Annotated in this window: 10 protein-coding genes; 2 read left to right on the top strand and 8 right to left on the bottom strand. The window is 68.7% G+C overall.

Annotated elements, in window-relative coordinates; translation table 11 throughout:
* Positions 1-101 precede the first annotated feature (101 nt).
* From fliM to fliF, 8 genes are all read right to left on the bottom strand, one after another.
* Entirely contained in the window at positions 102-1,106 is a 1,005-nt protein-coding gene (fliM, locus tag AC1D09_RS16010) for a flagellar motor switch protein FliM (RefSeq protein WP_477701129.1), read from the bottom strand.
* 27 nt (positions 1,107-1,133) lie between these two features.
* Positions 1,134-1,631 carry a flagellar basal body-associated protein FliL gene (gene fliL / locus AC1D09_RS16005; protein WP_477660933.1) on the bottom strand — a complete coding sequence of 166 codons (498 nt, stop codon included), beginning with the start codon at positions 1,629-1,631 and terminating at the stop codon, positions 1,134-1,136.
* A 127-nt stretch (positions 1,632-1,758) separates the two neighbouring features.
* The gene (locus AC1D09_RS16000) at positions 1,759-3,120 is read right to left on the bottom strand and encodes a flagellar hook-length control protein FliK (RefSeq protein ID WP_477660934.1); all 1,362 of its coding nucleotides are present in this window, start codon (positions 3,118-3,120) and stop codon (positions 1,759-1,761) included.
* A gap of 20 nt (positions 3,121-3,140) precedes the next feature.
* Entirely contained in the window at positions 3,141-3,599 is a 459-nt protein-coding gene (gene fliJ / locus AC1D09_RS15995) for a flagellar export protein FliJ (protein ID WP_477660935.1), read from the bottom strand.
* Between the two features lie 58 nt (positions 3,600-3,657).
* Complete coding sequence (gene fliI, locus AC1D09_RS15990) at positions 3,658-5,082, bottom strand: flagellar protein export ATPase FliI (RefSeq protein WP_477660936.1); 1,425 nt, start codon at positions 5,080-5,082, stop codon at positions 3,658-3,660.
* The gene (locus tag AC1D09_RS15985) at positions 5,075-5,824 is read right to left on the bottom strand and encodes a flagellar assembly protein FliH (RefSeq protein WP_477660937.1); all 750 of its coding nucleotides are present in this window, start codon (positions 5,822-5,824) and stop codon (positions 5,075-5,077) included. Before AC1D09_RS15985 ends, fliI begins: the two co-directional genes overlap by 8 nt.
* Positions 5,817-6,812, bottom strand: coding sequence for a flagellar motor switch protein FliG (gene fliG / locus AC1D09_RS15980; RefSeq protein WP_477701128.1), 996 nt, complete (start codon positions 6,810-6,812; stop codon positions 5,817-5,819). The genes AC1D09_RS15985 and fliG overlap by 8 nt, the downstream gene beginning before the upstream one ends.
* Positions 6,802-8,538: a flagellar basal-body MS-ring/collar protein FliF gene (fliF, locus tag AC1D09_RS15975; protein ID WP_477660939.1), complete on the bottom strand. Its 1,737-nt coding sequence runs from the start codon at positions 8,536-8,538 to the stop codon at positions 6,802-6,804. Before fliF ends, fliG begins: the two co-directional genes overlap by 11 nt.
* Before the next feature lie 329 nt (positions 8,539-8,867).
* Between fliF and fliE the strand changes: the two genes are divergently transcribed.
* Both fliE and AC1D09_RS15965 read left to right on the top strand, forming a co-directional pair.
* Positions 8,868-9,185, top strand: a complete 318-nt coding sequence (gene fliE / locus AC1D09_RS15970) for a flagellar hook-basal body complex protein FliE (RefSeq protein WP_477660940.1) — start codon at positions 8,868-8,870, stop codon at positions 9,183-9,185.
* 159 nt (positions 9,186-9,344) lie between these two features.
* On the top strand, positions 9,345-10,655 hold the full coding sequence (locus AC1D09_RS15965; protein WP_477660941.1) for a FliC/FljB family flagellin: 1,311 nt from the start codon (positions 9,345-9,347) through the stop codon (positions 10,653-10,655).
* Positions 10,656-10,702: the final 47 nt, after the last annotated feature.

Genomic DNA, 10,702 nt, shown 5'->3' with positions numbered 1-10,702 from the left:
GGGCGGGCGCGGGCGCGGCGGCCGGCGCGCTGGACTGCGCCTGCTCGGCGAGCGCGCTGCCCCAGTCGTCGAGCTCGGCCGCGGGCTGCGCTTTGCTGTCTTCACTCATGGTCTTTTCCCTTGCTGGAGTCGCTGTCCTGGTGGTGGATCATTTTTTCCACGCGCAGGGCATAGTGGTTGTTGGAGGTGCCGTAGCCGCATTCCATGACGGGCACGCCGTTGACCTTGCCGATGATGGTGTCCGGGATCTCGACGGGCAGCACGTCGCCGGCCTGCAGCTTGAGCAGCTGGCCTATGCTGGACTGCAGGGTCAGGAAGTGGGCGCGCAGCTCGACCTCGGCGCTCTGCACCTGCTGCGACAGCTGCTTGACCCAGCGCTTGTCGATCTCGATCGCGTCCTGCAGCGGGTTGGCCAGCAGGTCGCGTATCGGCTCTATCATGGAATAGGGAATGCAGACGTTGAGCGCCCCGCCCAGGGGGCCGAACTCGATCTGGAAGGTGGTGTTGACCACCACCTCGTTGGGCGCGACGATGTTGGCCAGCTTGGCATGCATCTCGGCGCGCACGTATTCGAACTCCAGCGGGTAGACCGGCTGCCAGGCGCCGCCGTAGCTCTCCAGCGTGAGGTTGAGCAGGCGCTTGATGATGCGCTGCTCGGTCTGCGTGAAGTCGCGCCCCTCGATGCGCACGTGGTAGCGGCCGTCGCTGCCGAACAGGTTGTCCACGACCAGGAAGACCAGCTTGGGGTCGAACACGAACAGGGCCGTGCCGCGCAGCGGCTTCATGTGCATCAGGTTGATGTTGGCCGGCACCGGCAGGTGGCGTATGAAGTCGCCGTATTTCTGGATCTGCACCGAGCCGACCGAGATGTCGGCGCTGCGCCGCATGAAGGTCAGCAGCGCGCCGCGCAAATGGCGCGCGAAACGCTCGTTGATGACCTCCAGCGTGTGCATGCGGCCGCGCACGATGCGCTCGTCCGTGCCGAGCTTGTAGGTCGGCGGGCCGGCGGGCGCGGCCGGCCGCGGGGCCGCCGCGCCGGCGTCGCCGGTGACGCCCTGCAGCAGCGCATCGACCTCGTCCTGCGAGAGCTGTGCTTCATAAGCCATGGGCGGATTCGGGTTGCATCGGCCGCTTTACTGCAGCATGAAGGTGGTGAACATCACGCTGGAGATCTTCAGCGAGGGCAGGTTGGCTACCAGGGGCTGGTTCAGCGCCGCCATGATTTCGGTGGCGAGCTTGGCTTTTTCCTCGGGCGTGATCAGCGCGTCGGAGGCACGGTTGGACAGCACCGTGAGCAGCCGGCTGCGCACTTCAGGCAGGTACTGGGTGACCAGGGCCTGGGATTTGGCGTCAGGCACTTTCAGCGTGACGGCCGCGTGCAAAAAACGGCTGCGGCCGCCGGGCTGCAGGTTGACGGTCATGGGCTCCAGCGCCACAAACAGCGGGGCGGCCGGCAAGGGGTTGGCGGCGGGCGCGGCTTCGGCACTGCGGCGGTTGCTCAGGTAATAGGTGGCGCCCGCGGCCGCGGCGGCGGCCACGACCGACAGGGCGATCAACAGGGCGATAAGCCGGGGTGAGGGTGAGGGCTGGCGCGTGCTCAATGTCTTCGCAGGGAGTGTGCTGGTAGCCATGGCTGTAGGGGAGTGGATGGGTCAATGGATTGTTGGGGAAAAGGCCCGCAGGGCATCGCTGGAGCAGCAGGGGGAAAACGCTTCAACTTCGGCATTTGCCGGGCGCGTCCGCCTGCCTTGCGCGCGCTCAGGCGTAGGTGTCCACCTTGCCGCGGCGGGGCGTGGGCGCCGTGGCTGCGGGGGACTGGGCTTGCGCATCGGCGGCCGGGTAAGCCGGCCGGCCTTGCTGGCCCGACGGCCCGGGTTGGCCGCCCTGGCCCTGGTGGCCCTGCGCAAAGGCCGGCTGCTGCTGGCCGCCGGAATCCACCGAGGTATTGCCCAGGCTGATGCCGCTGTCGGCCAGCGTGCTGCGCAGCTGCGGCAGGGCGGCTTCGACGGCGGCGCGCACCGAGGAATGCGCCGACACAAAAAACGCCTGGACCTGGTTGTCGTTCATGCTGAGCGTGACCTTGAGCGGGCCCAGGCCGGGCGGGTTGAGCTGCAGCTCGGCCACCTGCTCGCCGGCCTTGCCCATGTGCAGCATCTGCCGGCCCAGGGCCTGGCCCCATTCGCCGCTGCCGACTTCGGGTGTGAGCACTGCCTGGCTTGGGGCGGCCGCTGCGGCGGGGCTGGCGGGTACGGCATGGGTGTGGGCCGTGGGGGCTGTGGTGCTGAGGCTGATGCCGGGGCTGGCGGCCTGCGTACCGGTTTCGGGCTGGCTTGCGCCGGGGGCTAAAGCCTGGGTCGCGCTGCCGGTGACTTCAGCGGCTGCGTCCTTGGCCGCTGTGGTGGCGGGCGCTTTGGCGGCTACGGGTTTTTGTTCATCGCGCGTGTCCGTGCCCAGGACTTCGCGCGCTTCATCACCGGGCCGTTGTCCTTGCCCTGAAGATGTTTGCGACGGGTTCTCGTGAGTCGCACCGGCCGGGATGGTCATTGCCCCGGCGGGCAGGGCAAGGGCTGCCTTGTCGCCTGCGGCCGGGGGCGCGGTGGGTTCGGAGGCTTCCCGGCTTCTTGCGGGTCCAGCGGGCATAGCGGGCGCGGTGGGCACATCTGAGGCGATCAGGGTTTGCGGCGTGGGTGTTGGTTCATCGCCGGCGCTGGCGGCCGTGGCCGCTACCGCGGTGGATGCACCGGGGTCCGCGGGCAGTTGCGTCGAAGGCACGGCGCCAAGGGCCGAAGCCGTGGGGGCGGCGGTAGCGCTGTCGGCACCGGCCGCTTTGGCAATACGCGTTTGCAGCGGCACAAAAAGCAGGGCCGCGGTGCTGGCGATGTCAGCCGCTTCGGTTTTGTCCTCGGCAAGGCGTTTGGCGGGACCAGGGGCTGCTGCTTTGCCACCGGGTTTGGCGGGCACTTCGCCCGAAGCCGCAAGCGAGCGCGACAGCACCTCGCCAAAACTTTCGCTATCGCCCTGGCTGCCTTCATCGCCGCGCGCGGAGACTGTGGAAGAAACGCCGCTGCCGGGAGCCGGAGCGGGAGTGGCAGAGGAGAGCGAAGGGGGTAACAGGGACATGGCGGTTTCCAGTCTTGAATCTAGTGGCCCTGCAGGCCGGCGCGCAGGTGGAAAAACTGGCGCGCGCTGCGTTCGTCGCTGTCGCGCTGCTCGCGTTTGTGCTGCACGGCGATTTCCTGCAGGCGCACGCGGCCGGCCAGGGTGTCGAAGGAGTTGAGGCGGCGCTGGCTGCTTTGCCAGTCGCCGCGCCCGGTCGCGAGCCGGGTGTCGGCCTGCGCGGTGATGGCGCGCTGCTGCTCGATGGCGCTGTCCAGCGTGCTGATGAAGTGGTTGAAATTGCGCATTTGCGCCGCCGGCACGCCCTCGCCCATGCGCGCCTGCAGCTGGTCCAGGTATTCCTGGCGGTAGCGCTGCAGCATCTCGAGTTTGTCGGCGGCGCTGGTGCGCGCGGCCTGCAGCTGGCCGAGGCGGCGTGTGGCTTCGTCGGTTTTGTTCTGCGCCAGTTCAATCAGCGTGGCGAGCGGCAGTCTGGTGGCCATGGGGAGATTCCTGGGGTTGGGGTTCTGGAGAAAGACGAGGGGGGCGGCAAGAGGGGGGTCAAGCCTGGAAGATGGCGTTGAGCTGGTCGGTGGCCTCGCCATGGCCCACGCGCTCTTCCATGGTCTGCTGCAAAAAAGCTTCCATGCGCGGATACAGCGCGATGGCCTGGTCCAGCTGCGCGTCGTGGCCGGGAGCGTAAGCGCCCACGCTGATCAGGTCGCGGTTGCGCTGGTAGCGCGAGAGGGCCTGCTTGAAGCTGCGCACGGCCTGGAACTGCGTGGGCGTGATCAGCGCCGTCATGGCGCGGCTGATGGAAGCCTCGATGTCTATCGCCGGGTAGTGGCCCGATTCGGCCAGGCTGCGCGAGAGCACCACATGGCCGTCGAGGATGGCGCGCGCCGAGTCGGCAATCGGGTCCTGCTGGTCGTCGCCCTCGGCCAGCACGGTGTAGAAGGCGGTGATCGATCCGCCGCGGCCCTCGGCGTCGCGCGCGCCGTTGCCGGCGCGCTCCACCAGCGCGGGCAGCTTGGCGAAGACCGAGGGCGGGTAGCCCTTGGTGGCCGGCGGTTCGCCCACGGCCAGCGCGATCTCGCGCTGCGCCATCGCGTAACGCGTCAGCGAGTCCATGATGAGCAGCACGTTTTGGCCCTCGTCGCGGAAATATTCGGCCAGGCAGGTGGCATAGGCCGCGCCTTGCAGGCGCAGCAGCGGCGAGGTGTCGGCCGGCGCCGCGACCAGCACGGCGCGCGCCATGCCTTCCTCGCCCAGGGTGTTTTCGATGAAGTCCTTGACCTCGCGGCCGCGCTCGCCGATCAGGCCGACGACGATGACGTCGGCACTGGTGTAGCGCGCCATCATGCCCAGCAGCACGCTTTTGCCGACGCCGGAGCCGGCGAACAGGCCCATGCGCTGGCCGCGCCCCACGGTCAGCAGCGCGTTGATGGCGCGCACGCCGACGTCGAGCACGCTGTCGATGGGCGCGCGGGTCAGCGGGTTGATGGGCTTGGCGGCCAGCGGCACCTCGCGCGAAAAATCCAGCGGGCCGCGCCCGTCCAGCGGCCGGCCGGCGGCATCGACCACGCGGCCCAGCATGCCGGCGCCCACCGGCAGCCGTTTGGTGCGCGGGCCGAGTCCGCCGGCGTGGCCGGTGGGCGAATCCAGCGCATAGACGCGCGCGCCGGGCAGCAGGCCGTCGACCTCGCTTTGCGGCATCAGGAAAATCCGGTCGCCGGCAAAACCCACGACCTCGGCCTCGGCGGTCTTTTGCGGGTAGCCGGGCGGCAGCTCGATCAGGCAGTCGCTGCCGACCGGCAGGCGCAGGCCGACAGCTTCGAGCACCAGCCCGACGGCGCGCGTGAGCCGGCCGTAGCTGCGTACCGGCACGCTTTGCGCGACCGCGCTGCGCGCCTCGTCCAGCGCACCGTGCCAGGCGCGCAGCGGGCTGGCGGCAGGAGTATCGGCAGGAGCGGCTTGCTCAGGCATGGACCACGGCCGGGCTGTGCATGGCGGTTTTGACCAGGGCCGCGGTGACGCGCTCCCAGCGGCCCGGCAGGCTGGCGTCCTGCTCGCCGCTGGCCGCCAGCACGCGGCAGCCGCCGCGCTGGCAGTTCACGTCGCTACGGATGCGCCAGCCGGCGGCCTGTAAATCTTCGGCCAGGTGCTGCTGCACCAGGGCCGCGTCGTCGGGGTGCAGCACCAGCTGCGGCGAGCCGCTGAGCGCCGGTTCGGCCTGCAGCAGTTCGCGCACCACCGGCAGGATGGCGCCGCTGTCGAGTGCCAGGGCCTGGCCCAGCACCTGGCGCGCGATGTCCAGCGCCAGCGCCAGCAAGTTGTCGGCGATTTCGGCCTGGGCGCCGCGCAGCGCGTCGGGCAAGGTTTGCGCCAGCGCGCGCAGCTGCCGCGCCTCGGCCTGGACTTCGGCGATGGCCTGCTCGCGGCCCTGCGCCTGGCCCTGGGCGAAGCCCTGGCGAAAGCCTTCGGCCTCGCCGCTGCGCAGGGCCTGCAGGCGCAGCTGGGCCAGCTCGACGTCGTTGATCAGCACTTCGGGCTTGAGCGGCGCGACCACGGGCGCGGGTTTGGGTTCGGGGGCAAGGTCGGGCGCGGGGTCTTGCGCGATGGCCGTCATTTCCCAGCGCTCCCAGGCGGTGAGCGCTTCCTTGGCGCCGTTGGCGCGGCGCGCGAAGGGCGGCCCGGCGCGCGGTGTGTTGGCGGGCTTGTTATACATAGGAGTCGTTGCCCTGGCCGCCGAGCACGATCTCGCCGGCATCGGCCAGGCGGCGCACGATCTGCAGGATGCCCTTTTGTTCGGCCTCGACCTGTGAGACGCGCACCGGGCCGCGCATCTCGATGTCCTCGCGCAGCATCTCGGCGGCGCGCTGCGACATGTTCTTGAGGAATTTGTCGCGCAGCTCCAGCGGCGCGCCCTTGAGCGCGATGATCAGCGACTCCGACTCGACCTCCTTGAGCAGCAGCTGCACGCTGCGGTCCTCGAGCTCGAGCAGGTTCTCGAACAGGAACATCTCGTCGATCATCTTCTGCGCCAGCGCCTCGTCGTGCTCGCGCACATGCTTGATGACGCTTTCCTCCTGGGCGCTGCTCATCATGTTGACGATCTCGGCGGCCGCGCGTATGCCGCCCAGGCGGCTGCGCTTGACGCCTTCGCCCGACAGCATGTCGGTGAGCACGTCGGTCAGCTCCTTGAGGGCGGCCGGCTGCACGCCGCCGAAGGTGGCCACGCGCAGCACGGCGTCGTGGCGCACGCGCTCGGGCAGCTGCTCGAGCACGTCGGCGGCCTTGTCGCGGTCCAGGTGCACCAGCAGGGTGGCGATGATCTGCGGGTGTTCGTCGCGTATCAGCTCGACGACCTCGGTCGCCTCCAGCTGGTTCAGGCGGTCTATGCCGCTGGTCGAGCTGTCGGGCTGGGAAATACTCTCCAGCAGGTCGGCCGCGCGGGTGTTGCCCAGGGCCTTGTTGAGCACGGCGCGCAGGTAGCTGCCGGCGTCCACATGCGTGGCCGAGTACTGCTCGGTTTCCTCGCGGAACTCGCGCAGCACCTCGCTGACCTCGTCGCGCCTGACCTGGGCCAGGCCGGCCATGGCCTTGCCCAGGGTTTGCACCACATGCTGGGGCAGGTGCTGCAGCACGCTGCCGGCGCCGGCCTCACCCAGCGACATCAACAGGATGGCGCTTTTGCGCATGCCTTCATCCGCCATTTTTTTCCGTCCAGTGTTTGATCAGCATGGCCACCATGGCCGGCTCCTTGGCCGCCATGTCCTGCGCATACTGGAGGTTGGCCTGGTGCCGCTGCTCGCGGCGTTCGCGCTGTTCCTTCTCCAGGGCCTGCGCCTGCGCGCTGGCCGCTTCAACCGGCTTGGCATCAATGTCCGCGTCCGCAGCGAACGCCGCCGCCGGCGCGGGCTGCAGGTGTTTGCGCAGCAGCGGCCGCAGCACGGCCAGCCACAGATAAAGCGCCAGCAAGCCCAGCAGCAGGTATTTGCCCGAGGACTTGGCGATCTCGATGTTCTCGGGCTGGCGCCACAGCGGCAGCTCGGGGGTTTCGGTGTCGGCGGCAAAGGGGCTGTTGACCACGTTGAGCGAGTCGCCGCGCTCGGCGCTGAAACCCATGGCCTGGCGCGCCAGGTTGCGGATCTGCTCGAGTTCGGCCGCCGTCAGGGCCGCTCGTTTGCCGGCGCCCGTGCCCCCGCGGTAATTGACCACCACCGCGACCGACAGGCGCTTGATGCCGCCCGCGCCCTGCTGTGTGTGGCGTATGGAGCGGTCCACTTCGTAATTGGTGGTGACGTCCCTGCGCGAGTTGCCGCCCGTGCCCGCGGCGCGCGGCGCCGCGCCGGCCGAGCCGAGTTCGGCGCTCATCTTGAGCTGGGCCCCGGGGGCCGTACCGGGTGGCGTGCCGGCGGGTGTGCCCGGCTTGATCTGCGAAGGCGCGGTGATGGGTGCGACCGGGTCCGGCGGCGGCTGGTTGGTCAATGCGCCGGGCACGCCCGTGGCCGGACCGCCGCCCCCCTGGCCGGACTCGCTGGACTGCTGGCTGCGTATGGCGGCGGTGCCGGGTTCCTGGTTGGGGCGGAATTTTTCGTCGGTGTTCTCGACGACTGAAAAGTCGATGTCGGCGGCCACCTGCGCATGCACATTGCCCGCGCCCAGGATGGGCTGCAGGATGGCTTCGATGCGGCGGATGTAGCCCTGCTCGATTTCCTGGGTGTATTTGAGCTGGCTCACGTCCAGGCCGCGCGTGCCGGCGTTGGCCGCCGAGAGCAGGTTGCCGGCCTGGTCGACCACGGTGATGCTTTTGGCCGAGAGCTCGGGCACGCTGCTGGAGATCAGATGCACGATGGCGCTGACCTGGCCTTCGTCGATGCTGCGGCCGCGGTGCAGGCTCAGCACCACGGAGGCGCTGGGTTTTTTCTGGTCGCGCACGAACAGCGAGGGCTTGGGCAGCGCCAGGTGCACGCGCGCCGACTCGACGGCGGAAATGGAATTGATGGAGCGCGCAAGCTCGCCTTCGAGGGCGCGCTGGTAGTTGACCTGCTCGGCGAACTGGCTGGTGCCGAATTTCTGCGCGTCCATCAGTTCAAAGCCGACGGTGCCGCCCTTGGGCAGGCCCTGGGCGGCCAGGCGCAGGCGTGCCTCGGGCACCTTGTTGGCCGCCACCAGCAGCGCGCCGCCGCCCTCGGTGAACTTGTAGGGGATGTTCATCTGCTGCAGCGACGCGATGATGGCGCCGCCGTCGCGGTCGGACAGGTTGCTGTAGAGCACGCCGTAGTCGGGCGCGCGGCTCCACAGCCACAGCGCGGCGACGGCGGCCACCGCGGCGGACGCGCCCAGCATCAGCGGCAGGCGCGGGTTGGCGCGCAGCTGCGCCAGCCATGGCGGTGCTTTGGGCAGGGCCGTGTCGGCGCCCAGTGCGGCGGAGTTCACGCGCTCACCCGGCCGCCGTCAACGCGCCGCGGGAAGGCGCGGCGATGAAGCGGAGGCTGCGTGGTGGCCGTGCGGCCGGAACAACAGTTGGCATACAACAGGTCTTATTCAATGACTGAGGCGATGAAGCGAAGAGGCGACCGGCATCCGCGCACGGGAGGGGTGCCGGGCGGGTCCTTGTGAAGAATTGTCAGAGCCGCTCGGGCTTCCCGATCCGCCGAATAGCCGGGGCTTTTGCCGTCTTTTGGCCTGATGCGCGCGCCGGCCCCGCCGCTACGCTTCATGCCGTCATCCAACCCAGGGGCGCGCACGCGCCTGAAAGAAACACCATGGCTATTTCTTCGATCGAGTCCGTGCTGCAGCAAATGCGCGCGCTGGCCCAGGCTTCGGCCCCTTCAGCGGCGCAAGGCGGCGAGGCCGCTGGCGGCGGCTTCGCGGGCGAGCTCAAAAAATCGCTGGACCGCATCAGCGAGACCCAGCAGAACGCCTACAGCCAGGCCGAGGCCTTCGAGCTGGGCAAGCCCGGCGTGGCGCTCAACGACGTGATGGTCGACATGCAAAAGGCCAACATCGGTTTCCAGATGGGCCTGCAGGTGCGCAACCGCGTGGTCGCGGCCTACCAGGAAATCATGAACATGCCGGCGTGATGAGGGGCGGGCGCGAATTATTTTCGGCCGCCCGCTAAAGGTTTGAATCGGCCCGGCCGATAAGCTGGACAACGGTGGCTTGCAGACTGTCATGGCAGGCAAGGCCAGCGTGACGGCAAGTTAGCCGGAGTCCACAACCTATGTAATCAGGAGTCCCTCATGGCCCAAGTCATCAATACCAACTCGCTTTCCCTGCTCACGCAGAACAACCTCAACAAGTCGCAGTCTTCGCTGAACACGGCGATCCAGCGCCTGTCCTCGGGCCTGCGCATCAACAGCGCCAAGGACGACGCGGCCGGCCAGGCCATCGCCAACCGCTTCACGGCCAACATCAAGGGCCTGGCTGTCGCGCAGCGCAATGCCAACGACGGCATCTCGCTGGCGCAGACCACTGAAGGCGCGTTGACCGAAATCAACAGCAACCTGCAGCGCATCCGCGAACTGGCCGTGCAGTCGGCCAACGGTTCCAACTCGGTGGCCGACAAGGCTTCGATCCAGGCTGAAATCACCCAGCGCCTGGAAGAAATCGACCGCACCTCGGCACAGACCGACTTCAACGGCGTGAAAGTGCTGGCCGCCAACAACAAGCTGAGCATCCAGGTCGGCGCGAACGACGGCGAAACCATCGACATCAACCTCAAGCAGATCGACTCCGCCAGCCTGAAGATGACCGGCTTCTCGGTCGCCAGCAACGCGCTGAACGTCAGCGCGGCAGCCCTCACGGTCGACCCAGGCGCCGGCGCACCCGTTGCCACCGACCTGAGCGCCGTCGCCACGGCCCTGACCGCAGCCACCGGCTCCACGGTCAACGCTGCCGACCTGTCCCTGCACAACGTGCTGACCGCCGCCGGCGCCCCCACGGCGAACTGGGTGGTCAAGAGCGGTGACGACTTCTACGCGGCTTCCGTGGCGCCCGCCACCGGCGCCGTGACGCTGAACACGGCCACGGTCGATTTCACCGATCCCGCCAACGGCGTCGCGGCCGCCGTGACCCTGACGACCCAGCCCGTCAAGGTCGGCACCGATGCCGCCGGCACCGTGACCGCCTTCGTCTCCATCCAGGGCAAGAACTACGGCCTGGCCGGCATCCAGGCCGCGCTGACCGACACCGGCGCAGCCGGCAGCAACACGGTTGACGGCACCGACATCGTGCTGAGCGGCGCAACGCCCACGGCCGAATTCGCCGGCGCCGCCACCGGCAACGCGCTCAAGAAGATCGACGCCGCCCTGAAGGTGGTGGACGACCTGCGCGGTTCTTTGGGCGCGGTGCAAAACCGTTTTGACTCGGTGATCTCCAACCTGGGCACCACGGTGACCAACCTGTCTTCCTCGCGCTCGCGCATCGAAGACGCGGACTACGCGACCGAAGTGTCCAACATGACGCGCGCCAACATCCTGCAACAGGCCGGTACCTCCGTGCTGGCCCAGGCCAACCAGACGACCCAGGGCGTTCTGTCCCTGCTGCGTTAATCGCGCAAGGCGCGCCTTTTTCGGAAGGCGCGCCCTCGCCGTGTGCA

It is taken from the genome of Polaromonas sp. P1_A2 (assembly GCF_056406895.1).
Note: the sequence above shows the minus strand (reverse complement) of the source record. Positions and strands in the feature narration are given on the sequence as shown.

Bases quoted from the DNA above. Each gene is read 5' to 3' on its own strand.
- AC1D09_RS15985 (WP_477660937.1), bottom strand. From the start codon at position 5,824: ATGTATAACAAGCCCGCCAACACACCGCGCGCCGGGCCGCCCTTCGCG.
- AC1D09_RS15965 (WP_477660941.1), top strand. From the start codon at position 9,345: ATGGCCCAAGTCATCAATACCAACTCGCTTTCCCTGCTCACGCAGAAC.
- fliM (WP_477701129.1), bottom strand. From the start codon at position 1,106: ATGGCTTATGAAGCACAGCTCTCGCAGGACGAGGTCGATGCGCTGCTG.
- fliI (WP_477660936.1), bottom strand. From the start codon at position 5,082: ATGCCTGAGCAAGCCGCTCCTGCCGATACTCCTGCCGCCAGCCCGCTG.
- fliG (WP_477701128.1), bottom strand. From the start codon at position 6,812: ATGGCGGATGAAGGCATGCGCAAAAGCGCCATCCTGTTGATGTCGCTG.
- fliE (WP_477660940.1), top strand. From the start codon at position 8,868: ATGGCTATTTCTTCGATCGAGTCCGTGCTGCAGCAAATGCGCGCGCTG.
- fliL (WP_477660933.1), bottom strand. From the start codon at position 1,631: ATGGCTACCAGCACACTCCCTGCGAAGACATTGAGCACGCGCCAGCCC.
- AC1D09_RS16000 (WP_477660934.1), bottom strand. From the start codon at position 3,120: ATGTCCCTGTTACCCCCTTCGCTCTCCTCTGCCACTCCCGCTCCGGCT.
- fliJ (WP_477660935.1), bottom strand. From the start codon at position 3,599: ATGGCCACCAGACTGCCGCTCGCCACGCTGATTGAACTGGCGCAGAAC.